Source organism: Pseudorhodoplanes sp. (assembly GCF_035565855.1).
Taxonomy (GTDB): domain Bacteria; phylum Pseudomonadota; class Alphaproteobacteria; order Rhizobiales; family Xanthobacteraceae; genus Pseudorhodoplanes.
This window is the reverse complement of record NZ_DATMRX010000347.1, coordinates 38,150-62,259: the sequence shown is the minus strand read 5'-3', so window position 1 is coordinate 62,259 and position 24,110 is coordinate 38,150. Positions and strand designations below refer to the sequence as shown.

At 63.8% G+C, this 24,110-nt stretch carries 25 protein-coding genes; 14 read left to right on the top strand and 11 right to left on the bottom strand.

The window, feature by feature from the left end:
- Positions 1–304 (top strand): non-canonical purine NTP pyrophosphatase (locus tag VN004_RS20040; RefSeq protein WP_325613929.1); only part of this gene is annotated, 304 nt, incomplete at its 5' end.
- A 133-nt stretch (positions 305–437) separates the two neighbouring features.
- Positions 438–1,595 carry a radical SAM family heme chaperone HemW gene (gene hemW / locus VN004_RS20035; RefSeq protein WP_325613927.1) on the top strand — a complete coding sequence of 386 codons (1,158 nt, stop codon included), beginning with the start codon at positions 438–440 and terminating at the stop codon, positions 1,593–1,595.
- A gap of 166 nt (positions 1,596–1,761) precedes the next feature.
- Here the strand turns inward: hemW and VN004_RS20030 are convergent, their stop codons facing one another.
- Positions 1,762–2,913 carry a penicillin-binding protein activator gene (locus VN004_RS20030; RefSeq protein ID WP_325613925.1) on the bottom strand — a complete coding sequence of 384 codons (1,152 nt, stop codon included), beginning with the start codon at positions 2,911–2,913 and terminating at the stop codon, positions 1,762–1,764.
- Positions 2,914–3,093: 180 nt separating this feature from the next.
- On the opposite strand from VN004_RS20030, the gene rsmI reads away from it, so the two are divergent.
- Together rsmI and VN004_RS20020 are read left to right on the top strand one after the other, a co-directional pair.
- On the top strand, positions 3,094–3,999 hold the full coding sequence (rsmI, locus tag VN004_RS20025) for a 16S rRNA (cytidine(1402)-2'-O)-methyltransferase (protein WP_325613923.1): 906 nt from the start codon (positions 3,094–3,096) through the stop codon (positions 3,997–3,999).
- A complete protein-coding gene (locus tag VN004_RS20020; protein ID WP_325613920.1) occupies positions 3,986–4,387 on the top strand; it encodes a YraN family protein in 402 nt (133 codons plus the stop codon). The genes rsmI and VN004_RS20020 overlap by 14 nt, the downstream gene beginning before the upstream one ends.
- 5 nt (positions 4,388–4,392) lie before the next feature.
- Here VN004_RS20020 and VN004_RS20015 read toward each other — a convergent pair whose 3' ends face one another.
- A complete protein-coding gene (locus tag VN004_RS20015; protein WP_325613917.1) occupies positions 4,393–5,646 on the bottom strand; it encodes a HAMP domain-containing methyl-accepting chemotaxis protein in 1,254 nt (417 codons plus the stop codon).
- A gap of 101 nt (positions 5,647–5,747) precedes the next feature.
- Here VN004_RS20015 and gshB point away from each other — a divergent pair, with 101 nt between their 5' ends.
- Complete coding sequence (gshB, locus tag VN004_RS20010; RefSeq protein WP_325613915.1) at positions 5,748–6,695, top strand: glutathione synthase; 948 nt, start codon at positions 5,748–5,750, stop codon at positions 6,693–6,695.
- Positions 6,696–6,702: 7 nt separating this feature from the next.
- Entirely contained in the window at positions 6,703–7,701 is a 999-nt protein-coding gene (locus VN004_RS20005; protein WP_325613913.1) for a hypothetical protein, read from the top strand.
- Between the two features lie 2 nt (positions 7,702–7,703).
- Here the strand turns inward: VN004_RS20005 and VN004_RS20000 are convergent, their stop codons facing one another.
- Positions 7,704–7,922, bottom strand: coding sequence for a hypothetical protein (locus tag VN004_RS20000; protein ID WP_325613911.1), 219 nt, complete (start codon positions 7,920–7,922; stop codon positions 7,704–7,706).
- 129 nt (positions 7,923–8,051) lie between these two features.
- On the opposite strand from VN004_RS20000, the gene VN004_RS19995 reads away from it, so the two are divergent.
- Both VN004_RS19995 and VN004_RS19990 read left to right on the top strand, forming a co-directional pair.
- Positions 8,052–9,590: a YifB family Mg chelatase-like AAA ATPase gene (locus tag VN004_RS19995; protein WP_325613909.1), complete on the top strand. Its 1,539-nt coding sequence runs from the start codon at positions 8,052–8,054 to the stop codon at positions 9,588–9,590.
- A gap of 278 nt (positions 9,591–9,868) precedes the next feature.
- On the top strand, positions 9,869–12,013 hold the full coding sequence (locus tag VN004_RS19990; protein WP_325613907.1) for an ATP-binding protein: 2,145 nt from the start codon (positions 9,869–9,871) through the stop codon (positions 12,011–12,013).
- 27 nt (positions 12,014–12,040) lie between these two features.
- On the opposite strand, the gene coaA is transcribed toward VN004_RS19990, so the two are convergent.
- Positions 12,041–12,994 carry a type I pantothenate kinase gene (gene coaA, locus VN004_RS19985; protein WP_325613905.1) on the bottom strand — a complete coding sequence of 318 codons (954 nt, stop codon included), beginning with the start codon at positions 12,992–12,994 and terminating at the stop codon, positions 12,041–12,043.
- 22 nt (positions 12,995–13,016) lie between these two features.
- The gene (locus VN004_RS19980; protein ID WP_325613902.1) at positions 13,017–13,367 is read right to left on the bottom strand and encodes a phosphoribosyl-ATP diphosphatase; all 351 of its coding nucleotides are present in this window, start codon (positions 13,365–13,367) and stop codon (positions 13,017–13,019) included.
- A gap of 138 nt (positions 13,368–13,505) precedes the next feature.
- Between VN004_RS19980 and VN004_RS19975 the strand changes: the two genes are divergently transcribed.
- Positions 13,506–14,294, top strand: a complete 789-nt coding sequence (locus VN004_RS19975; RefSeq protein ID WP_325613900.1) for an alpha/beta hydrolase — start codon at positions 13,506–13,508, stop codon at positions 14,292–14,294.
- Between the two features lie 154 nt (positions 14,295–14,448).
- Entirely contained in the window at positions 14,449–15,624 is a 1,176-nt protein-coding gene (locus VN004_RS19970; protein ID WP_325613898.1) for an LLM class flavin-dependent oxidoreductase, read from the top strand.
- Positions 15,625–15,643: 19 nt separating this feature from the next.
- Here VN004_RS19970 and VN004_RS19965 read toward each other — a convergent pair whose 3' ends face one another.
- Positions 15,644–16,831, bottom strand: a complete 1,188-nt coding sequence (locus tag VN004_RS19965; protein WP_325613896.1) for an NAD(P)/FAD-dependent oxidoreductase — start codon at positions 16,829–16,831, stop codon at positions 15,644–15,646.
- Between the two features lie 84 nt (positions 16,832–16,915).
- Between VN004_RS19965 and VN004_RS19960 the strand changes: the two genes are divergently transcribed.
- The 3 genes from VN004_RS19960 (at position 16,916) to VN004_RS19950 (ending at position 19,189) form a co-directional block, all read left to right on the top strand.
- A complete protein-coding gene (locus VN004_RS19960) occupies positions 16,916–17,494 on the top strand; it encodes a TetR/AcrR family transcriptional regulator (protein ID WP_325613893.1) in 579 nt (192 codons plus the stop codon).
- A gap of 22 nt (positions 17,495–17,516) precedes the next feature.
- Positions 17,517–18,158 carry a LysE family translocator gene (locus VN004_RS19955; protein ID WP_325613891.1) on the top strand — a complete coding sequence of 214 codons (642 nt, stop codon included), beginning with the start codon at positions 17,517–17,519 and terminating at the stop codon, positions 18,156–18,158.
- A 68-nt stretch (positions 18,159–18,226) separates the two neighbouring features.
- A complete protein-coding gene (locus VN004_RS19950; protein ID WP_325613889.1) occupies positions 18,227–19,189 on the top strand; it encodes a tripartite tricarboxylate transporter substrate binding protein in 963 nt (320 codons plus the stop codon).
- Positions 19,190–19,386: 197 nt separating this feature from the next.
- Here VN004_RS19950 and VN004_RS19945 read toward each other — a convergent pair whose 3' ends face one another.
- The 5 genes from VN004_RS19945 to VN004_RS19925 form a co-directional block, all read right to left on the bottom strand.
- Positions 19,387–20,001: a hypothetical protein gene (locus tag VN004_RS19945; RefSeq protein WP_325613887.1), complete on the bottom strand. Its 615-nt coding sequence runs from the start codon at positions 19,999–20,001 to the stop codon at positions 19,387–19,389.
- Between the two features lie 6 nt (positions 20,002–20,007).
- Entirely contained in the window at positions 20,008–20,457 is a 450-nt protein-coding gene (locus VN004_RS19940) for a hypothetical protein (RefSeq protein WP_325613885.1), read from the bottom strand.
- A gap of 234 nt (positions 20,458–20,691) precedes the next feature.
- The gene (rlmN, locus tag VN004_RS19935; protein ID WP_325613881.1) at positions 20,692–21,912 is read right to left on the bottom strand and encodes a 23S rRNA (adenine(2503)-C(2))-methyltransferase RlmN; all 1,221 of its coding nucleotides are present in this window, start codon (positions 21,910–21,912) and stop codon (positions 20,692–20,694) included.
- Between the two features lie 42 nt (positions 21,913–21,954).
- Positions 21,955–22,242: a GIY-YIG nuclease family protein gene (locus tag VN004_RS19930; protein ID WP_325613877.1), complete on the bottom strand. Its 288-nt coding sequence runs from the start codon at positions 22,240–22,242 to the stop codon at positions 21,955–21,957.
- A gap of 117 nt (positions 22,243–22,359) precedes the next feature.
- Positions 22,360–22,899 (bottom strand): invasion associated locus B family protein, encoded by a 540-nt coding sequence (locus VN004_RS19925; protein ID WP_414710365.1) that lies wholly within the window; start codon positions 22,897–22,899, stop codon positions 22,360–22,362.
- 176 nt (positions 22,900–23,075) lie between these two features.
- Here VN004_RS19925 and VN004_RS19920 point away from each other — a divergent pair, with 176 nt between their 5' ends.
- Entirely contained in the window at positions 23,076–24,050 is a 975-nt protein-coding gene (locus tag VN004_RS19920; RefSeq protein ID WP_325613875.1) for an NADPH:quinone oxidoreductase family protein, read from the top strand.
- Positions 24,051–24,110: the final 60 nt, after the last annotated feature.

Genomic DNA, 24,110 nt, shown 5'->3' with positions numbered 1-24,110 from the left:
GTTGCGAGACCATGGCGCGACCACACCGGCGCGTCGCACCGCGCATTTCGTTTCCGCGCTTTGCGTCGCCTGGCCCGACGGCCATACCGAGGATTTCGAGGCGATCGTCGAAGGCACGCTGGTCTGGCCGCCGCGCGGCGATGCGGGTTTCGGCTATGACCCGATGTTCCTGCCCGATGGGCATGACCGAACCTTCGGGGAAATGACGTCCGACGAAAAGCACGGCTTGCCGCCGCGCGGACAAGGCCTGTCGCATCGCGCGCGTGCGTTCATGAAACTCGCCGATGCGTGCCTGAAAAAATAGGCGGTTCCGGCGCCGCCTTTTGCCGCTGTCTTTGCGAACAGCGTTAACCATTCTCCCGCGCGAATCATTACAATTTTAACGATCGCCGCTTTCCTGCTGGCCCAAATGCGGGGCAGCGTTTACGATTGTTAACATGACGTTAACCCGACCATCGGCATTCGGCGTATATATTCACTGGCCCTTTTGCCTGTCGAAATGCCCCTATTGCGACTTCAACAGTCATGTGCGGCATGGCGGCGTCGATCAGGCGCGCTACGTCGCGGCCTATCTGCGCGAGATGCAGACGATGGCCGAACGCACCGGGCCCCGCGAAGTCACCACGGTGTTTTTCGGCGGCGGCACGCCCTCGCTGATGCAGCCTGAAACGGTCGCGGCCATTCTCGACGGCATCGGCCGCTACTGGTCGGTGTCGCGTGATGTCGAGGTAACGCTGGAAGCCAATCCGACGAGCGTCGAAGCCGAGCGCTTCCGCGGCTTTCGCACCGCCGGCGTCAACAGGGTCTCGCTCGGAGTCCAATCGCTCGACGATGCTTCGCTCAAGGCGCTCGGCCGCCTGCATAGTGCCGAGGAAGCGTTGAAGGCGGTGGCGATCGCGCGCTCGGTGTTCGATCGTTATTCCTTCGATCTGATCTACGCACGGCCGGGACAAACGCCCGACGACTGGGCGAAGGAACTGCGCCGCGCGATTGCGGAGGCCGCGGAGCATCTGTCGCTCTATCAGCTCACCATTGAAGCCGAGACGCCCTTCTTCGCCTTGCGGCAAAGCGGCAAGCTTTCGATTCCGGACGACGACACCGCACGCGATCTTTACGACATGACGCAGGAGGTCTGCGCGGCAGCCGGACTCAACGCCTACGAAATTTCCAATCACGCACGCGACGGCGCGGAGTGCCGGCACAATCTGGTCTATTGGCGCGGTGACGATTATGTCGGCATCGGCCCCGGCGCGCATGGCCGCATCGAGCAGGACGGCCGCCGCTACGCGACCGCCACCGAGCGTCGGCCGGAAAGCTGGCTGATGCGGGTCGAGGGATTCGGCCACGGTCTTGTCGTCGACGAAGCGCTGACGCGCGAGGAGCGCGCCGACGAATATCTGCTGATGGGGCTCCGGCTTGCGGAGGGCATCGACCCGCAGCGTTACGCAGCTTTGTCCGGCCGTCCGCTCGATGCGAAACGCATTGCGATTCTGCGCGACGAAGGCGCTGTCGAAACCACCGCCGAAGGCTATCTTCGCGTGACGCAGGCGGCGTTTCCGATTCTCGATGCCGTGGTGGCCGATCTCGCCGCTTAGAGCGGCGTCATCTCTCACGCCGCTCGTCGCAACGCCCATGTCTTGTCACCCCCTGCGCAAGCGGGGCATCCAGTAAGCTCTTGAAGGAGTCGTGGTTACTGGATCGCTCGCTTTCGCGGGCGATGACAGCGAGAGAGCGGGCTGCGTCTTGAAAATTGAAAGTGCTTCAGGACGCGGCGAACGATCGCGGCGCCTGGCTCACGATCTGACCGCCGCCGGTCGCGACCTGCATCACCACAAGACCGCGTTCGTTGGTGCCGTCCGGCTTGAATCGGAAAATGCCGTCGATACCGGCGAAGCCGGATGGATTGGTGAGCATCTCGTTGGTGATGGGCTGTCCGCCATGCGTACGCACCAGCGCCGAGACAAGGGCCGCCGCATCATAGACGAGCGACGCGGTGCGCACCGGTTCTGCGCCATAACGCGCCTGATAACGCTGCGCGAAATTCGCATAACCTGCCGGGTCGGGCACCGCATACAGCCCGCCCTGCAGCGCCGCATCGGCGAAGATACGCGGATCGTCCCACAACCCGGTGCCGAGCAATTGCACGCGCCGCGTATTGACGCCGGCATTCACAAGGCCCTGTGCGATGGCCGGCGCAAGATCGCCGCCCTCGGGAACGAAGATGGCGTCGGCGCCGCGGGATGCCTGCGCCACCGCGCCGATCGCATTCTGCAACGTGGTCTTGCTGTAGCGCTCCAGCGCGACGACGCGTCCGCCGCGGCGCGCCACCTCCTCGCGGAACGCTGCCTCAACCACAGAACCATAGGCGTTTTCCGGTACGATACCGGCATAGGATCGCTTGCCGGCGGAGAATGTGTAGCTGAGCACGCGAACCACGTCGGTTTCGGGCAGGAAGCTGAGCAGATACACGCCGCGCGCTGCGACGCTCGCATCCGTCGAAAAGCCGATGACCGGAATATTACGCGGCCGCGCGGCCGCCCCGGCCGCCTGCACGGTCTGCGCGAAAAGCGGTCCGAGGATAATATGCGCACCTTCTTCCATGGCCTGGGTCGCGACCATGCGCGCGGTCTGCGGGCGGCCGCCGTCATCCTTGACCAGAAGCTGGATGTCGGTGGCCGAGAATTCCGTGAGCGCCAGCTCTCCGGCATTCTTCATCGATTCCGCCGCGATTCCGACATTGCCTCCGGCGGACAGCGGCAGGATCAGCGCCACCTTGTATTGCCCGGCGCCAACTTCGCTCGCGGCCTGCGGCGCGTTGCTCGGCGACAGTGGCGCTTCGCCCAGGGGGCCTCCGCCGGTATTGTTGGAGGCGCAGCCGACCAAGGCCCCTGCCGCAAGAGACAGGGTTGCCACTCCGAATTGCCGTCGTGTGAGGGCGGCGGGATTTCGTTTCGGCCCGGACACAGCCAAATTCCTCAGAAGAACACAGACGCGAGGCTGTACAGGCACTCACGGGCGCAATCTGGCATATTGTCTCGGAATGTTTAACCGGGCGGGCAGCATGAGCGGGGTGGTGTTTCAGGTGGTGTTGCCATGACGCAACCCCGGCGTGGTTTCCATATCGGCGGGACCGAGTATCCGGCGCCGCCGCGTCGCGCCGGCCTCTATCTGGTCGCGACCCCGATCGGCAATCTCGGCGACATCACGTTGCGCGCCTTGCAGACGCTCGCTGCCGCAGACCTGATCGCCTGCGAGGACACTCGCGTCAGCCGCAAGCTGCTGGACCATTACGGCATCGCCACCCCAACCACGGCCTATCACGACCACAACGCGGCGACCGTCCGGCCGGCGCTGCTCAAGCGCATCGCCGATGGCGGCGTCGTGGCGCTGATTTCAGATGCGGGAACACCCGCGATCTCCGATCCGGGATTCAAGCTGGTGCGTGAAGCCCGGGACGCAGGACTTGACGTGTTCGCGCTGCCCGGCGCCTCCTCGGTGCTGGCGGCGCTGATCTCGTCCGGGCTTCCGACCGACCGCTTCATGTTCGAAGGCTTCCTCCCCGCCAAGGCCACGCAGCGCCGCACGAGGATCGAAGAACTCGCCCGTATCCCGGCGACGCTGGTGCTGTTCGAAAGCGGCCCGCGCATCGCCGCGACGCTGAGCGATCTCGCGGAGGCGCTTGGCCCGCGCGAAGCCTCGATCTGCCGCGAATTGACCAAGCTGCATGAAGAGGTGCGGCGCGGTCCGTTGCCGGCGCTGGCCGACCATTATGCCGGCGACGCCGAGACCCGCGGTGAATTCGTTGTCGTGATCGCACCGCCTGCCGAGGCGGCCACGCCGAGCGCTGACGATGTTGACGATCTGATCCGCGCGGCCCTGACGCGCGTGTCCGTGAAGGACGCGGTCGGCGAGATCGTTGCGGCCACCGGATTGCCGCGCCGCGACATCTACAGACGCGCGCTCGAACTCGCCAGGGAGCGCAGCGATGCCGCGCCGTAAATCCGGCAGCGGTGATGGATCAGGTCCGGCGCCAGGCCGTCAGGCCGCGTTCAAATTCGGATTATCGGCGGAAAGCCGCGCGGCCGCGCTCCTGCTCGCCAAGGGCTTTCGCATCGCTGCGCGGCGCTTCCGTTGTCCCGCCGGCGAAATCGACATTGTCGCACGCCGTGGTTCGCTTCTGGTCTTCGTCGAGGTGAAGGCGCGTGCTGTTCTCGATGACGCGGCCTGGTCCGTGACCGAGCGTCAGAAGCGCCGCATTGCCTCGGCGGCTGCGGCCTGGCTCGCGGCCAATCCGGACGACGCGACATGCGACATGCGGTTCGATGCGGTGCTGGTCGCGCCGCGTGCGCTTCCGCAGCACATTCCGGGCGCGTTCGAGACGGAGTAACGCCGTCAGGCGGCGCGCAGACGTTCGAAGAACTGGTCGACCTGATTGCGCATCTGCAATGCCAGGCGCTCGAGCGTATCGGAGACGTCCTGCGCAGCCACCGAATGCACGCGGCTGATCTCGGTGGCCTCGGTGACCTTGGTGATCTGTTCCGTGGTTTCCCCGGTCCGGCGAGAAGCGGTCTCGACGCTGCGCGCGATCTCCTGCGTTGCGGCGCCCTGCTCCGTGACCGCAGCCGCGATCGCGCTCGAGATGTCGCCAATCTCCCGGATCGTGGTCTTGATCGCCCCGATGGCCTCGATCGAGCGGTGCGTCGCCTGCTGCATGCCGGCGATCTGGGTCGCAATCTCCTCGGTCGCCCGACCGGTCTGGCCGGCGAGGGCCTTCACCTCGCCCGCAACCACGGCAAAGCCACGGCCCGCCTCGCCGGCGCGCGCCGCTTCGATGGTCGCATTCAGCGCCAGAAGGTTGGTCTGCTCGGCGATATCATTGATCATCCGAATGACATCGCCGATGCGGGTGGCCGCCTCGCTCAGCTCCTGCACAGTGGCATTGGTAGCAACGGCCTCCGCCACGGCTTTCATGGCGATGTCATGCGACTGCGAGACCTGCCGTTCAATTTCGAGAACCGACATGGCCAGTTCGTCCGCGGCCGAGGCAATATCGCGCACATTGGCGCTGGACTCCTCGGAAGCCTTCGTAGCGCGGCCGGTGCGGTCGACCGTGATATCCACGGCCTGGCCGAGCTCCGTGGCCGCCTTCTTGGCGCGGCTGCCCATTTTCATGAATTCCCGCAAAGTCGCATCCACTTCGGCGGAAAACGCCCGGATTTCTTCCGCGATCTGATCCTGGCGGAGTTTGCGCTCTTCCGATTCGTTCCCGACCGCCTCCTTCAATTCCGCGTTGTGGCGGACCACCTCCCGGAATTGACCGACAGCGGTGGCGAGGGTACCGATTTCGTCGCGGCGGTCGCGCCCGGGTACCACCAGATCGGCTTGCCCGGCCGCGATTCGCTCTGTCACCTCAGTCACCGCACGCAGCGACCGCATGGCGGAGCGAAGGATGAAGGTGCCGGTGAGCAGCAAAACGAGCGACAGCACCGTGAGAGCGATGAGCAAGGAACCCGCGCCATAGGCGCCCGTGGTCAGCGCCCGTTCCGTCAGTTGCTGTCCAACGACGCCTGTTGCCACCGCGACAGTCGCGAGCAACGCGAAAATCGCGTAGAGCTTTACGGCAATTGTCAGTCTCGGAAGGGCCACGGTCGAAATCCGGATCGGTCACGGGTATGCGCCGGGCGCCAGCATGACAGGCATTTGTTAACCACTCGTTTGTTCGCAGATCCAGAAGGTCCGTCACCCCTATGTCACTCAACGTCGCCGTTCAGATGGACCCGATCGAGCGGATCAATATCCGCGGCGATTCCACCTTCGCGCTGCTGCTCGAGGCGAAGGCCCGTGGGCACCGCCTGTCCTATTACACGCCCGACAAACTGGCCCAGAGCGGGGCAGCTGTGTTCGCGACCGTGCACCCCCTCGATGTGCGCGACGAGCTTGGCCGTCACTTCACGCTCGGCGACGCCAGGCGCACCGATCTGACGGAGTTCGACGTCATCCTGCTCCGCCAGGACCCGCCTTTCGACATGGCCTATATCACCACGACCCATATGCTGGAGCGGGTGCATCCGAAGACTCTCGTGGTCAACGATCCGGCGCATGTGCGCAACGCGCCCGAGAAGATATTCGTGATGGAATTCTCGGACCTGATGCCGCCGACGCTGATCACGCGCGACCTCGCCGAGATCAAGGCGTTCCGCGAGCAACATGGCGACATCGTGATGAAGCCGCTTTACGGCAATGGCGGCGCGGCGGTGTTCCGGCTGACCAGGGACGACCTCAATTTCGGCTCGCTCTACGATCTGTTCGCGACCACCTTCCGCGAGCAATGGATGGTGCAGACCTTCCTTCCCGCGGTGAAGCATGGCGACAAACGCATCATCCTGGTCGATGGCGAATATGCCGGCGCGGTGAACCGCGTGCCGGCGCCCGACGACCTGCGATCCAACATGGTGCGCGGCGGCTCGCCAAAGGACACGGAGCTGACGCCACGCGAGCACGAAATCTGCCGCCGGCTCGGGCCTGCGCTGAAGGAGCGCGGCCTGATCTTCGTCGGCATCGACGTGATCGACGGCTATCTCACCGAGATCAATGTCACCTCGCCGACCGGCATCCGCGCGATCAGGAATATCGGCGGTCCGGACATCGCCGCCATGATCTGGGATGTCATCGAAAAGAAGCGCAAGCAGGGCTGATCGCACAATGAATCCGAGGCGGATCGTGTCCGGGATCGTTGTCGGCGCGAGCATTGCCGCGTGTGCATCGTTCGCCTTCGCGCACGAATTCTCGTCGGCCGGCAAATGCACATTTGCGAAGCGGCCTCCGCTCGTCCTGAAGGGGGACCAGATCCAAGGCTTCTGCAAATTCGATCACGACACGCAAAGCTTTGCAGGCTCTCCCGCGGATCAGGCGCGCTGTCTGCTCAATCCCGTCGAACCGGTCGGCCGCCTTGGCCCGCCGCTGGACGCATTGCCGGCTTCGATCGCGGAGCGCGTCGGCAAGTCGGTCGATCTCCCGGCACAAGCTGCCTTGGCGGCCTTGCTGCGCGACCGCGGCGCGACCGAGGATCTGGTCGCGACCCTCGCGCAGCCGGTGTCGCATGCCCATGACAACGATCCGCTGTCGCGTCCGGCGACCTATATGGTCTTTCACGACACCTCGACGCCGAACTACCGCACGCAGCCATGGCCGGTCTCGATCGACGACGATCCCAAGATCAACAACTTGAGCCGCTACGAATGTTCGAACGATATCGAACGCGCCCATGTCTTCATCAATCGCGGCGGCAAGATCTTCCTCGCGCATGATTTCTCCGTGCCGTGGCGGGCGACGAAATTCGAAAGCGCGAAGAATTTCGGCTCAGCGCTCAAGGGACTGTTCCTGCATGTCGAGCTGATCCAGCCGCGCCGCGCGCTGAAGAGCTACGGCCGGCGCAACGATTTCCTCGCGCCGACTCCCGGCTTCTCGCAGGCCCAGTACGATTCCCTTGCGCTGGTCTACACGGTGGCGAGCCGCCGGGCCGGGTTCTGGATGATCCCGGCCTTTCACTCGGTGCTGGACGAAGGCATCCGCAACAAGCACGACGACCCGCAGAATTTCGACCTCGCGCAATTCGCGCAGAGCCTCGATGCACTGATCGGCGAATTGCGCACGCGAACGGCGGCGGCCGACGCCGAGTCTCAGTCGCGAAAGTCCGACTAGCCTCAGGCCGCCTGCCGGAATGCTGTGGCACTCACGAACGCTTCCGTCAGATCCACAAGGTCGGCGAGAGATTCGGCCTCTTCCAGCTCGATCTGCTGCAGCGTGCGACCGGCCTGCATGCCGGCTATGACCCGCTCAATGGAAAGGCCCGCCATCTCGGCTTCGCGACGCGCCCTGCGCGCCATGGCAAGCTCAGTCTCCAATGCTCTCAGGTCGACCATGTCCAACTCCTTCCCCGCGGGAGAAAGCTAGGCTGAGTCGTTTTGTTCTGCAAATGTTCTTGTTCGCCCATCCGGATTCTGTTACCTTTTGCACAACTAGGGCGGGCGGCGGACTTAGGGGCACTCGGCATGGTCCAGCGGGTCACCACGGTGGCGTTTCAGGGCATCGAGGCTCGCGCTGTCGATGTGCAAGTGCAGGTTGCGCCGGGCCTTCCGGCCTTCAACGTGGTCGGGCTTGCGGACAAGGCGGTCTCCGAAGCGCGGGAGCGGGTGCGTTCGGCGCTGATCGCATCCGGGCTGGCATTGCCGGCGCGGCGCATCACCGTGAATTTGGCGCCTGCCGATCTGCCGAAGGAAGGCAGCCATTACGACCTGCCGATCGCACTTGGCCTGATGGCGGCGATCGGCGCGATACCGCCCGACGCCGTGACCGGCTTCACCGTGCTCGGCGAACTCGGCCTCGACGGCTCGATCACCGCGGTTGCTGGCGTGCTCCCGGCCGCGATCGGAGCCAATGCGCGCGGTGAGGGCTTGATCTGCCCAAAGGCGTGCGGCGCGGAGGCCGCATGGGCCAGCCCCGAGATGGAGATCGTCGCGCCATCATCGCTGATCCAGCTCGCCAATCATTTCCGGGGCACTCAGGTCCTGACGCGGCCTCAGCCCAGCATTCGCGAGGTGGACGGCGCACGTCTCGATCTCGCCGACATCAAGGGACAGGAGAGCGGCAAGCGTGCGCTCGAAGTTGCCGCGGCTGGCGGCCACAATCTTCTGCTGATCGGGCCGCCCGGCGCCGGCAAATCGATGCTGGCGGCGCGGCTGCCGTCGATCCTGCCGGCGCTGACACCCGAGGAATTGCTCGAAGTGTCGATGATCGCCTCGGTCGCGGGCCAGATCGAAGGCGGCTCGCTGACCAATCGGCGGCCGTTTCGCGCGCCGCATCATTCCGCTTCGATGCCGGCGCTGGTGGGCGGCGGCTTGCGGGCGCGGCCGGGCGAAGTGTCGCTTGCGCATAATGGCGTGCTGTTTCTCGACGAATTTCCCGAATTCTCCGGACAGGCGCTGGACTCGCTCCGGCAGCCCCTCGAAACCGGCGAGGTCTCGATCGCCCGCGCCAATCATCGCATCACCTATCCCGCGCGCTTCATGCTCGTCGCAGCCATGAATCCCTGCCGCTGCGGCCATGCCAGTGACCCCGGCTATATCTGCAAGCGCGGCATGAATGTGCGCTGCGCCGCCGAATATCAGGGCCGGCTTTCAGGACCGCTGCTGGATCGCATCGACCTTCATGTCGAAGTGCCGGCAGTCACGGCTGCCGATCTGATCCTTCCGCCGCCGGCCGAAGGGTCGGCCGAAGTCGCCGCGCGCGTCGGGCGGGCCCGCGACATTCAGCGGCAACGCTATGCTGCGCTTGGCCTGCCGCAGATCCGCAGCAATGCGCAGGCGACCGGAAGCGTACTCGAACAGATCGCGCAGCCGGACAAGGCCGGGCTGGCGCTCCTTCGCGATGCATCGGATGCAATGCGGCTGTCGGCCCGCGGCTACCATCGCGTGCTGCGGGTCGCGCGCACGCTGGCCGATCTCGACGGCGCCGAGACGGTTGGCCGCATCCATCTGGCGGAAGCGTTGTCCTATCGCGCACTGAATGACGAGATGCGGCGCGCGGCGTGAGCCGCCATTCGTGTGTGGGCGCTTGCCGCGCGCGGTAATCGATAAAACTTTAATGAAAGCCGCAACGCTCTGTTGGCGCTGTCAAGCATCGACCGGCCGACACGCCGGTTTCTCAATTCATTTGCAACCCCGCTCCCTCACCTTGCCACAAACACAAGAGCCGTCCGACCGAGGGCGGCCGCGACGGGGCATCAGGCATGCAATTGAATACGCGGCCGAATTCCAGGCCGAATTCCACATGGAGCGGAGCGCTATCGCTTCTTTATCAATTCCTCCGGATGGGGTTTCTGGTCCTCATCGGCGTCTGGATCGGCATCGGCCTCGTCGCGTCCACGCTCACCGGCCAATCGAGCTATGATCCCGAGCTGTTTGCGGTCGGCGTCTCGGCGCTGTTCGGCTTTGTCTGCATCTTCGCAGCATTCCTGATCCATCGGAACAGAACCTGGCGCCGCATCGCGCACAAGGCGCAAACGCGCAACGAGAAATTGTCCAGGCGCATCCGGGCCTTGCAGGAAGCGCAAGAGAGCGCGCACGCGCTTCTCGAATTGCAGGGCGACCTTGTCGTGCGCCGCCAACTGGACGGGACGATCATCTACGCCTCCGAAGCGTTCTGTGCGCTTGTCGGCGAAGAACCGGAGAGGCTGAGCGGCGCGCAATATGCCCCCCGTATCCTCGAACAAGGTGACATAGCGACATCCGCGAACGGCATCCGGACTTACGATCAGCAGATCGAGACCGTGATCGGTCCACGCTGGATCGCCTGGCGCGAAGGCCTCATTCGCAAGGCAAGCGGCGATACGGAAATCCAGTGCGTCGGCCGCGATGTGACCGACCGTGTCATGGCGGAACAGGCTTTGGCCGATGCCCGCGATCAGGCGGATGCCGCAAACCGCGCCAAGTCGCGCTTCCTTGCGATGACGAGCCACGAGATCCGCACCCCGCTCAACGGCATCATCGGCATGGCCGATCTTCTGCTCGACACCAAGCTCACGCCGGAACAGGCAACCTATGCCCGGGCGGTCAGGACGTCGGGCGATACCTTGCTGTCGCTGATCGAGGAGATTCTCGACTTCTCCAAGATCGAAGCCGGCCGGCTTGATCTCGAGGCGCGCCCCTTCCCCCTGCAACAGATGATCGAAAATCTGACCGAGTTGCTGTCTGTGCGCGCTCAAGGCAAGGGACTTGAAATCGCGAGTTATGTCGACGAGCGGCTGCCGGCCGTCGTCATCGGCGATGAGACACGCCTGAAGCAGGTGCTGCTCAATCTCGCCGGCAACGCCATCAAGTTCACCGAAGAAGGTGGCGTCGCGATCGTTGTCGAGCCGGGCAACTGGCCGGGCCAGGTGCTGTTCAAGGTGCGCGACACCGGGGTCGGCATTGCGCCGGCGGACCACGACAAGATCTTCCACGAATTCGAACAGACAGAAGCCGGCGCGAGCCAGGGCGAAGGCGCGGGACTCGGCCTCGCGATCGTCAAGCGCATCGTCGAAGGCATGGAAGGCCGTATCGAAGTCGAAAGCGCTCCAGGAGCCGGCGCATTGTTCGAAGTCGCCGTGCTTCTGCCGGCCTCAACGGATGGCGAGACCGCGCCGACCTTTGCGGCTCCCGATCTGTCGGGTCGCGCGGTCATGATTGTCGCGCCCTCGCATATCGAAGCAACGCTGCTGGCGCGGCGTTTGACGCGCTGGGGCGCGCGGGTTGCGGTGGCGCCGAACGAAATCGTGGCCCAGGCGCTGTTGCCGGAACGCGAATGGAGCGCGGTGCTGATCGACAGCGTCCTCGGCAGCCCGGCGATCGATGCGCTGCTCGCCGCCATGCGCCATGTGCCGTGCCGTCTTGTGACGATCACCCCCGGTGCACGGGGCGAACTGGAGCAACTCAGGTCACGCGGCTTTACCGGTTATCTGGTCAAGCCGATCCGCGCCGCGTCCCTCGCCGCGCGGCTGGAGGCGGCTCGCGACGGATTCGCCAAGCTTTCAGAGGACGACAGCACGCTGCCGACATTCGGCACCGCGCGTCCGGATGGATTGTCGATTCTCGTCGCCGAGGACAACGAGATCAACGCACTGCTGACGCGGGCCTTGTTGCAGAAGCTTGGACACAGGCCGCAAGTGGTTGCCGACGGCCGCGTCGCGATGGAATCCTATTTCGCCGCGCAAGGCGCAGGCCTGCCGTTCGATCTCATCCTGATGGATGTGCGCATGACCGGCATCGATGGGCTGGAAGCGACCCGGCGTATCCGCGCGCTCGAAGCCAAGGGTGGCAGACACACGCCGATCGTCGCCCTGACAGCCAATGCGATGCCCGAACATCGCGAAGCATGTCTCGCCGCCGGCATGGATGCGTTTCTGACCAAGCCGCTGGACCGTGAGAAGCTCGCAATAGTGCTCGCGGAAATCCGAGGCATGGCTCGGGCGGCCTAGCAGCCCGGGCCCTTTCAGGGAAGCGGACTAAAGCCGCCGCAGCGCCACTTCGTCGATCAGATGATTGGCGTTCTTGGTGAGGATCAGGTCGGCGCGCTGGCGCGTCGGCAGGATATTCTCGCGCAGATTGACGAGGTTGATCCGATCCCAGATGCTCTTTGCGGTCGAGACAGCTTCGGAATCCGACAGCCGCGAATAGCGATGGAAATACGACATCGGATCGCGAAACGCGGTCAGCCGCAGCGCCAGGAAGCGATCGACATACCAGCGTTCCAGCACATCCTCGGCGGCATCGATATAGACCGAGAAGTCGAAGAAGTCGGAAACGAAGGGCACCGCCTTGCCGTCCTTCGGCAGACGTCCGGCCTGCAACACATTCAAACCCTCGACGATCAGGATGTCCGGACGATCGATCTCGATCCAGTCATGCGGCACGACGTCATAGACGATGTGCGAATAAACCGGCGCGCGCATCGGCCGGCGGCCGGCCTTGATGCCTGAAAGAAAGCGAAGGAGTTCGGGGAGATCGTAGCTTTCCGGAAAGCCCTTCCTCTCCATCAGGCCTTCGCGTTCCAACACGGCATTCGGCAGAAGGAAGCCGTCGGTCGTGACGAGATCGACCTTCGGCGTGTTCGGCCATCGTGCCAGCAGCGCCTGCAACACGCGCGCGGTGGTCGACTTGCCGACCGCGACCGAGCCGGCAACGCCGATGATGTAGGGCACCTTTGAGTCTTCCGTTCCGAGGAAGCTTTGCTGAACGCGAAACAGGCGCTGCGAGGCCGCGACATACATCGACAGGAGGCGCGACAGCGGCAGATAGATGTCCTCGACCTCCTTCATGTCGAGGCGATCATGCATCGAGCGCAGCGTCGCCACTTCCTCGGTATTGAGGGTCATCGGCGTATCGGCACGCAACGCCGCCCATTCCGCGCGGCTGAAGGCGCGGTACGGAGAGACTTCCGGTTCGGCGCGCTGTTCCATGACGCTTGCTACAGGACGTTCCCTACAGTTCGGAAGGCCGGCGATCGTGAACGCGGGCCGCCTTCTCAGCGAGTCCCGATTGCCCGGTCCGTTTGGCGAGAACCGCCTCGACCTCGCTGAGCTCGACCCCGCGCGACTGCAAAACCACCAGCAGATGGTACAGCAGATCGGCCGCCTCCGAGATCACGCGCTCGCGATCCTCGGACACGGCGGCCAGCGCCGTCTCCACCGCCTCTTCGCCGAGCTTCTTGGCGCAATGCTCGACGCCGCGGTCCAGAAGCTTGCGGGTATAGGACACGTCGGCGCTGGCCGTGGCGCGCTCCTTCACGATGACAGCGAGCTCGGAAAGTGTGAAAGGTGTCTCGAGGGCCACGTATGACTCCGGCATTCCATCCGCGGGGCGAATGGCAGATAAAGGTGCCCATCCATTAGCGCAAATCTCCTGCGCTGCCCACCACTTGGCTGCATCCCCGCGCCGCGATAACGGTAGAGTTCTGCGGGAGGTCGCGCCTTGCCATATCGGGAAAGCTTCGAAACCGTCGCCGGCTGCAAGATCCGCATCATGCGCGGGGGATCAGGCGAACCGCTGCTGTTCCTGCATGGCGCCCGTGGCGCCTCCGCATGGCTGCCGTTCTTCGAGACGATGTCGGAGCGTTTCGACCTGATCGTGCCGGAGCATCCGGGGTTCGGCGGCTCGGATACGCCGGATTGGCTCGATAACGTCGGCGACCTCGCCTATTTCTATCTCGACCTGATCGACACATTGAAGCTGCCGCGGCTCAATCTCGCCGGCGTTTCGCTCGGCGGCTGGATCGCCGCCGAAATCGCTGTGCGCAATCAATCGGCGTTGAAGACACTGACCCTGATCTGCGCCGCCGGCATCCATGTGAAGGGCGTCGCCAAGGGCGACATCTTCATGTGGTCGCGCGAGGATTTCATCCGCAACATCTTCCACGATCCGAAAGTCGCCGAAGCGATGCTGGCGCAGCCGCCGGGCGAGGCCGAGCTGATGATCGAGATGAAGAACCGGCTCGCTACCGCGAAGCTTGGTTGGCAGCCGCGCCTCTACAATCCGGACCTCGTGAAATGGCTGCACCGGATCACGGTGCCGACGCTGATCGTGTGGGGCGACGACGACAAGGTGTTTCCGCCGCCTTATGGCGAAGCCTATCATCGCCTGATCCCCGGTTCGCGGCTGGAGGTGATCAAGGATGCGGGTCACACGCTGCAGATCGAGAAACCGGGAGAACTCGCCGCGCTGATGACGGGGTTTATCGGAAGCGGCAACGGTTCACGATGATGTCTGTTGCGGCACATTCGAACGCAGACCCTCATCCTGAGGAGCGCTGAAAGCGCGTCTCGAAGGATGAAGGCCAAGTCGGGCCTCATGGTTCGAGACGCGCTTTCAGCGCTCCCACCATGAGGAATCAGAGAAAAGCGCGCGGGAGAACATAATGAAATTCTTTTTCTTCCACCTGATGCCCTACGCAGCGCTCGATCCCGATTACGACAAGCAACACAACTCCGCCTGGGTGACGCTGCCCAACAGCTATTACGATCCCAAAATCGGACATCAGCTCTACAACCGCTATCTCGACGAGCTGGAATATGCCGACGCGATGGGCTTCGACGGCATCTGCGTCAATGAGCATCACTCCAACGCCTATGGCATGATGCCGATCCCTGGCGTGATGGCGGGCGCGCTCGCCCGCCGTACGAAGAACTGCAAGATCGCCGTGCTTGGCCGCGCGTTGCCGCTCCTGAACAATCCGCTCACGGTCGCCGAAGAATTCGCAATGCTCGACACCATCACCGGCGGACGTCTCGTCGCCGGCTTCGTGCGCGGCATCGGCGCCGAATATCACTCCTGGGGCGCAAACCCGGCGGAATCGCACGAGCGCTTTCACGAAGCGCACGATCTCATCATAGAGGGCTGGACGCGGCCGGGACCATTCGCCTTCGAAGGCAAATATTATCACTTCAACTATGTGAATGTGTGGCCGCGCCCTTATCAGCAGCCGCATCCGCCGGTCTGGATTCCCTCGCAAGGCTCGCGCGAGACCATCGAATGGGCGACGCACCCTTCGCGCAAATACACCTATCTGCAGACCTTCTCGCCGGTGCAGGCGCTCGCGCGCTACATGCAGATGTATCGCGACAGCGCCGAGCGGCAAGGCTGGCAGGCCGGGCCGGAAAATGTCGGTTGGGCGATCCCGACCTATTGCGCCGAGACCGACGAAATCGCGCGCAAGGAGGCCAAGCCGCATATCGAATTCTTCTTCAACAAGCTGTTGCGCATGCCGCAGGAAATGCTGCTGCCGCCCGGCTATCTTTCTCTTGCCTCGATGCAGGGCGTGATCGCCGCAAAGCGCACGCTGTCAGGCGGCGTGCAGACCATCGACGACTTGATGGAAAAGGCGATCTTCCTGTGCGGGAGTCCTGCGACGCTGCGCGAAAAGCTGGAGCAATTCCAGGCGCAGATCGGCTTCGGCTATCTCCTGCCGACCATGCAGTTCGGAACGCTGCCGCATGACCTCGTGACCAAGAGTACCGAACTGTTCGCCAGGGAAGTGATCCCGCATTTCCGCGGCAAGGCGGACGTCCAGCGGGCGAAGCAGCAGAGCGCCTGAGTCTTGCCGGCCGCACCCGTCACGAGGCGAGCGGCAGATGCGCGAGCGATGCGCGGCTGAGGCCTGACAGGTTCATCGCAATCCTGCGCTTGGCCACCGGGTTGTGATCGACCACCCAGAACGCAGCGTTGCGCGCGCACTTCGCCACGGGATTGCGCATCGTCGCCAGGCGAGTAAGCCGGCCGGCAAGCGCAAGAACCTGAAGCGCAGCCGGCCGGCGTGTCTCCTGATAAAGGTCGATGTCGCTCTCCGGCCGAGACTCGCGCACGACACCCGCAAGCAGGTTGCCCAGCACCACGGCATCGATCAGCCCGGTATTCATGCCCTGACCGCCCGCGGGACTGTGAACATGCGCGGCGTCGCCCATCAGGATCAGCCGGCCGTCGCGATAGGATCTCGCGATCCTGTGATGCACGCGGAAGCGCGAACTCCAGATCATGTCGACGACCCTTGCCGGATTCGCTTCGGGCCCGCGCCCGTAGAGCAGCGCCTGGATATCGGCGATCGACGGATGTTCAGGCGCATCGTCCAGCGTCGCCACCACGCGATAGGTGCCATCGGGCAGCGGCGCCACCACCACAAGCCCATTCGGCGAGAAGAACAGCGACACCTCTTCCCGGCCGAGCGGCCATTGCAGATGCACGTCGGCAAGGACAAAGGACTCGCCGTAGGTCTCGCCCTCGAACGCGATGCCCGCCGCCTCCCGCACCACACTGTGCATGCCGTCGGCGCCGACGACATAACGCGCAAGGATCGTGTGGTCGCGTCCGTTGTCGGACACGGTAACCTGAGCGCAATCCGGCCCCTGCGCGATCGCGGTCGCCGCCACGCCGCGATGGATCACGCCTCCGAGCTTTGCGATCTCATTTGCCAGAATGTCCTCGGTGACATTCTGCGGCAGCATCAGGAGGTACGGATGGCGGCTCGGCAGCCGGTCGAACCTGACGCCGAGCAGCGCCGAGTCGCGGTCGCGGACGGTGAAACTCTCGAGCTTCAATCCCGCCGCCACGAGTTGGTCGGCTACGCCAATCTCGTCGAGGGAATCCAGCGTCTGGGCGTGGATCACAGCGGCGCGCGAGGTGCTCTCGCCTGCGGGCCGCCGATCGATGATCTCGTGATCGACGCCGGCGTTTAAAAGCGCAATCGAAAGCGCCATTCCGGTCGGCCCCGCGCCAACAATGAGAATATCCGTACGATCCTTCAGCATCGCACTCTCCTAAAATGTCAACGTATGTTGACTTATATGACCATGCGCCTTGCATTTGTCAACAAGCGTTGGCATATTTTCGAAATGGCGACGAAAGCCCCTGAAAAACAAAGCAAATCCGACCGCACCCGCGCTGAGATCCTGGCTGCCGCACAAGGCCTGTTCGCCGAGCGGGGCTTCGACGGCACCACGATCCGCGACATCGCGGCGCGCGCCGAGATCGATCCCGCCATGGTGATCCGCTACTTCGGCAACAAGGACGAGCTGTTTGCCCGCGCCGCCTCGATCCGGCTCGATCTACCTGACCTGCGCAGCATCGAGCCGTCCCGGATTGGCGAAGCGCTGGCGCTCCGCTTCATCGATCTCTGGGAGGGTCCGGGGAGCGGCAAGGAGATGGCGATCCTGCTGCGATCGGCTGCATCGAACGATTTCGCGGCGAAGAAAGTGCGCGAAGTCTTTGCCGCTCAGGTCGGCAAGGCGATCGCGGCGATCGGCCCGCAGGACACCGCGAGCCAGCGCGCAGGCCTCGTGGCGAGCCAATTGCTCGGCCTCGCGCTCTGCCGCTATATCCTGAAGCTCCCGCCGGTCGTCTCCCTGTCGCACGACGACATCGTGCGCGAGGTCGGCGCGACCCTGCAGCGATACATCACCGGCACGCCCTGAACCCTCAGCGAATAATGCCCGCATGACCATCCTGCCGGACTTTACGATTGTCGCCGCCTTCACCGCGGCATCGCTGCTGCTGATCGTGACGCCGGGACCGGACATGACGCTGTTTCTCAGCCAGACGATCAATGGCGGACGCGCCCGCGGCTTCGCTTCGATGTTCGGCGCGACTGCCGGCCTGTTCGCGCATTCGATGCTCGCGGCTTTCGGATTGTCGGCCATCCTCGTTGCCTCCGCCACCGCCTTCACGATCATCAAGATCGCCGGCGCCGCCTATCTGCTCTGGCTTGCCGTACAGGCGATCCGGCACGGCTCGTCGCTGACCCTCAAGAAGGGAAAGCCGAAGCCCACCAGCCTGCATCGCGCCTTTGCGATGGGATTCGGCGTCGACATGCTCAATCCGAAGGTCGTGATGTTCTTCCTGACCTTCCTGCCGCAATTCGTGTCGGCGACCGATCCGGACGCACCCGCCAAGATGTTGTTTCTCGGGCTGCTTTACACGGTGCTGACGCCGATCGTCTCGGCGCCGATCATCCTCGGCGCCGAACGCTTCGCCGCGGCGATGCGAAACTCCCCGCGCCTGATGCGCATCTTCGACTGGGCCTTTGCCGGTTTGATGGGCGCCTTCGCGGCAAGGCTGCTGTTCGCGCGGGCAAACTAGCCAAGACGCAGCGCGCGTTGCATGATGCGCCGCAAGCGCCACGGCAAGGCGCGGTCGGAGGAATTTATATGCGCGCCTTATTGCATGTTGTTGCTGTTCTTTTTGCCTTTACGCTGCCCGCTCACGCACAGGACTTCCCGACCAAACCCATCAAGCTGATCGTGCCGTTCCCGGCGGGCGGACCGAATGACATCATCGCCCGCGTGGTCGGCTCGAAAATGTCGGAGTTGCTCGGCCAGCCGGTGGTAATCGACAATCGCGGCGGGGCCGGCGGCGTGCTCGGCACCGATGCGGTCGCCAAGGCCGAGCCGGATGGGCACACGATCGCCATCACCAGCGCCGGCGCGCTCGCGATCTCCAAAAGCCTGCAACAGAAGCTGCCCTACGACACGCTGAAGGATCTGAAGCCCGTCACCCTCGTTGCCAAGGTGCCCGAGCTGCTCGTGGTTGCGACTGACGTGCCCGCCTCGTCGATGAAGGATTTGCTGGCGCTCGCGAAGGCCAAGCCGGGAGAGCTCAACTTCGCCTCCACCGGTCCCGGTTCGATGCCGCATCTTGCCGGCGAATTGTTCAAGAGCGCGGCCGGGATCGACATCGTGCATGTACCCTACAAGGGCGCGGCGCCCGCCGTGAACGACATCATCGGCAATCAGGTGCACATGGTGTTTCTCGATATTCCGGTGCTGCTGCCGCAGGTGAAGGCCGGCAAGGTCAAGCCGATCGCACTCGGCAGCACCACGCGCGTGCCGTCATTGCCGGATGTGCCGACCACCGGCGAAGTCGGGTTGCCGCAGATCCAGGCGGAAAACTGGTACGGCATGGTGGCGCCGGCGGGAACGCCGCCGGCCGTAATCGCAAAGCTCCACAAGGCGACGGCCGAGGCGCTGAAAAGCGCGGAGGTGCGCGAGAAGCTCGCCCCGCAGGGCGCGATCCTCGTCGGCAATTCGCCGGAGGAATTCGCCGCCTATATCCAGAGCGAGATCGACAAGTGGGGCAAGGTCGCCAAGGACGCCGGCATCAAGGCGAATTGATGCGATCACGCCGCTAACATATGTGCCTCTCCCCTTGAGGGAGAGGGCGCGACAGTGGTGACCGCGAGTCGTGATGGGTGAGGGGTAACGGTCTATCGACCGACTTAGCCCCCTCACCCATCATCGCTTGCGGCAGCTTCCGAGCTCAGAGGAGAGGGCGCCACAACATGCGCCGCATTGCGCGGCAACCGCGCCCATTATGCCGGCTTGAACAGCGCCATCAGCAACAGATGCGTCGGCCAATAGATCGCGACCGGCAGGCCGAAGAACAACATCGCAAACCACGCATTCGGTGACATGAAGGTTTGCGGCTTGCGGTCGTCAAATCCCCAGACGAGGTTGATGTTGACGGGCGTCAGGCCGGGATCGGGCTGCGCTGGCGGCATCCAGAAATAACAGATGGGCAGCACGATGCAGGACACGATGGTCCATGCGACGAAGGCGCGGCTGTCATAGCCCATCTGCCAGACGAGATAGACGAGCAGAAACGGCAACCAGCCGTGGAACAGCGACAGACCGCGCAGGAACAGCGAGCGGTCGCTGTCGAACATGTAATCGGTGAGACCCGTGGTTTTGCGCCCGAACAGATTGAAGATGAAATCGACGACCCACAGCGTCTGCGGCAGCAGCAATCCGACCGCGCTCATCGAAATCAGGAGCGGGCTGTCGAGCCACAGCCCGGCGAGCGTGAACAGGAGCGCGAGATCGCAGAAATACAGAAAGTTGGTCGGGCCGTATTGCCGCAGGTAAACCGGGATCAGCACCACCATGAAGGCGGTGTAGACGAGCTTGATCGCAAGAAGCGCGTCCACGCGCGGTCACGTCGCGGCGTATGGGTCTTTCCAGCGCCCCGCCTTGCGGCCCGCGAGCAGCCAATAGACGAACCCGCCGATGATGCCGGAGGCGGCGACCAGCTGCAGTCCGTAGGTGACCGGAGACAGATCGGTGGTGTTTTCAAGCTGCAGCGAAATGTCGGACATGTACCACGCCACCGCACCGATCAGCCCGCCGCCGATCGCGTAATAGAAGATCGAGCGGATATTGAAGGTCTCGGCGATCGCGATCAGAACGGCCGCCGGGACGAAAGCCGTCATGCCGGCAAAGCTCGTGGCGAAGAACGCCACCGCAAAGAATGCGAATTTCTCGATCGGGTCGGAGCTCATGCTCACGAGTTCGGGTGCCATGATGCCGATGGCCAGCGCGATGCCGGCGGCGACAAGGGCGAAGATCAGCGAGAAGAGAATGACGAAAAAACGGGTGATGAACATGTGTGGCCCCCGAATCTCACCCTGTCTAATGCAAGATCGGGCCCAAATGAACCGTCATGGCCGGACTTGACCAGGCCATCCACGTCTTGACGGGCAATAGTCACTCCCTCCCCTGAAAGAGGGCTGGGGAGGGGGTCAGCACAAGAATGTCGTAAGAGGCAAGACGACCCCCACCCGGCTTGCCTCGCAAGTCGACCTCCCCCTTTCAGGGGGAAGTGAAGGAAGGAAAAAAAGCTAATCCGTCATCGCCATGGCGCGGAGCGACATACGCTCGCGCGCCGAAAGCTTCTCGGTCTCGCTCTTGAGCTGGCCGCAGGCGGCGAGAATGTCGCGGCCGCGCGGAGTACGCACCGGCGAGGCATAGCCGGCGTTGAATACCACTTCCGAGAACTTCTCGATCTGCTCCCAGTCGGAGCATTCATATTGCGAGCCGGGCCAAGGATTGAACGGGATCAGATTGATCTTCGCCGGAATACCCTTGAGGAGGCGCACAAGTTCTTTCGCCTCGGCGAGCGAGTCATTGACGCCCTTGAGCATCACATATTCGAAGGTGATGCGCCGCGCATTGGATGCGCCCGGATAGTCGCGGCAGGCCTGCAGCAGCTCCTTGATCGGGTATTTGCGGTTCAGCGGCACCAGGACATTGCGCAGGTCGTCCCGCACCGCATGCAGCGAGATGGCGAGCGAGCAGCCGATCTCGGCGCCGGTCCGCGCGATATTCGGCACGACACCGGAAGTGGACAGCGTGATGCGCCGCTTCGACAGCGACAGACCGTCACCGTCCATGGTGACGAGCAGCGCATCGCGCACATTCTCGAAATTGTAGAGCGGCTCGCCCATCCCCATCATGACGATGTTGGAGACGCAGCGCTCGCCCTCCGTCGGCAGGCCGGGACCTGTGGCGCGGGTTTGCCCAAGGAAATCGCCGAGCCGGTCGCGCGCGACCATGATCTGGCCGACGATCTCGCCGGCGGTGAGGTTGCGCACGAGGCGCTGCGTGCCGGTATGGCAGAACGAACAATTCAACGTGCAGCCGACCTGGCTCGATACGCAGAGCGTGCCGCGATCGCTTTCCGGGATGTAGACCGTCTCGATCAGATGCGGTCGCTCGCCCGGCGTCTCGCTGGCGAGTTTCAACAGCCACTTGCGGGTGCCGTCGGCCGACACCTGTTCGGTGACGACTTCGGGCCGATCCAGCGTGAAATGCTGTTCCAGTGCGCCGCGCACCTCCTTGGAGATGGAGGTCATCACCGAGAAATCCTGCGCCCCGCGCACATAGAGCCAGTGCCAGATCTGCTGCGCGCGCATCTTGCGCTCGCGCTCCGGGACGCCGATGCCGCCGAGCATGTCGGCAAGCTGCGCGCGCGACGCCCCGATCAGCGAGGGCTTGTCGGGCGCGACATAGACCTCGAGCGGGGTCTTTTCGAGCGGGGCGATTGCGGGCGCTATGGTCATTTCCGTCATGCCCGGGCTTGACCCGGGCATCCATCCTCTTCGTCACGATGCAACGTCATCATACAGATCACGCCATTCCGGGTTCGACGCAACAATGAGATCGATCTTCCATTCTCGCGACCAATGCTTGATGTTCTTTTCACGCTGAATGGCCGTGGCCGGATCGTCGTAATGCTCGAAATGGACCAAACGCTTCACGCCGTATCGCCGCGTGAAGCCCTCAACCAAGCCGTTTCGGTGTTCATAGGTTCGGCGCACCAAGTCGTTGGTCACGCCGACACAGATCGTCCCGCCGGGCCTGCTGGCGAGGATATAGACCCAAAAGGCCATTTCTCAATGATGGATTGCCGGGTCAAGCCCGGCAATGACCGCGTTGAGAGACGCTTACCTCCCCCGTGGAGGGGGAAGAGAGTCCGAAAATCGGGCCGGGGGCCTTATTCGCCAGCCTTACCTGCACTCCTGCGCAGCGCGGTCCAGCGCCTGGACGACTCCCTTCAGCGAGAACTTGTCGATGGTCCTGGTGCCGCGGCTGGATTCGCCTTTCACGGTGATTTCGGTGCCCTTGCGCATTGCCTCTACAAGGCGCGCCTCCTCGGCGGCGTTCTTCACCCAGGCTCCGTCATTCTGCGTATACATGGCGAAATTGGTCGAGCCGATTTCCACCGTGGCGTCGCTGTTCGCCTTCAGCGGATAACCGAAGATCACCGAAACCTCTTCACGCACCTTTTCGGCTGGACGGGTGGACACGAACAGCCAAGCCGGGTCGCGCGGGCGATTCGGCGGACTGGTCTCGGACGAGGCGGGCTTGGCGAGAGCGAAGCAGATCTTCTTGCCGCCCGGCGCGGCCGTATAGGCGCCCCAATCGCCGAATTCGGCGATCAGCTGGGCGGCCGACTGCGCTTTGGCCGATTCGAATGCACCACCGGCCAGCAGCAGCATCAGCGTGGCCGGCAAGCTCAGGACACCAAGGCGAGAGAGACAGCGCATCGCGGAACCCGGACGTTTCGGAGTTGGCGACAAAAGGCTAGCACATTGCCACGGGCGCAAGGGGCCTAGCACAAGCGAGCGTTTGTAATAATAAGTGAAAATCGGCGATGTCATGGCACGACGGGCCCGACTATGCCCGCTGTGCACATTGGTCGCAGTCCGCGAAAGGCCGGTCCATGAAAGCCATCCTTTGCCGCCGCTATGGCGGGCCCGATGACCTCGAACTCGCCGACCTGCCGGAGCCGAAGCCGGGCGACGGCGAAGTGGTGGTGAAGGTCGCCGCGGCGGCTCTGAACTTTTTCGATACGCTGCTGATCGCCGGCAAATATCAGGTCAAGCCGGATTTCCCATTCTCGCCAGCAGCCGAATTCGCCGGAACCGTTCATGCCACGGGACCGGGTGTCACGGACTTCAAGGTCGGCGACCGGGTGATGAGTTACTCTGCCTATGGCGCGGCGCGGGAATTCTACGTGCAGAAAGCCGACCGTCTGGTGAAGGTGCCGGACAATCTCGACCTCGAACGCGCGGCAGGACTCTCCGTCACCTATGGCACCACGTTCCACGCCCTTAAGGATCGGGCCAAGCTGCAACCGGGGGAGACGCTGGCTGTCCTCGGCGCCGCCGGCGGGACGGGGCTTGCGGCGATCGAGATCGGCAAGCTGATGGGCGCCCGGGTGATTGCCTGTGCCTCATCGGACGAGAAATGCGCGTTCGCGAAAAAGCACGGCGCCGACGAGACGATCAATTACACCGCGAACGATCTGCGCGCCGAGCTGAAGCGGCTCGGCGGCACGCATGGCATCGACGTGATCTACGATCCCGTGGGCGACAAATATGCCGAGCCTGCCTTGCGGGCGATGGCATGGGAGGGCCGCTATCTCGTGATCGGTTTCGCCGCCGGCGAGATACCGAAAATCCCACTGAACCTCGTGCTGCTGAAAGGCTGCGACGTCGTCGGCGTGCATTGGGGGGTGTTCGTCAATCGCGACCCGCAGGCGCAAGCGCGCAACATGAGCCAGATCGTCGAATGGTGCGCCCAGGGGAAATTGTCAGCGCATGTGCACGCGGTCTATCCGCTGAGCGAGACGGCGCAGGCGCTGAAGGACATCGCCGCGCGCAAGATCATGGGCAAGGCGATTTTGAAGCCGTAATTCGTGCCGGAAACGCGAAACCCGGCCTCCTTGCGGAGACCGGGTTGGCTGCCGTGAACG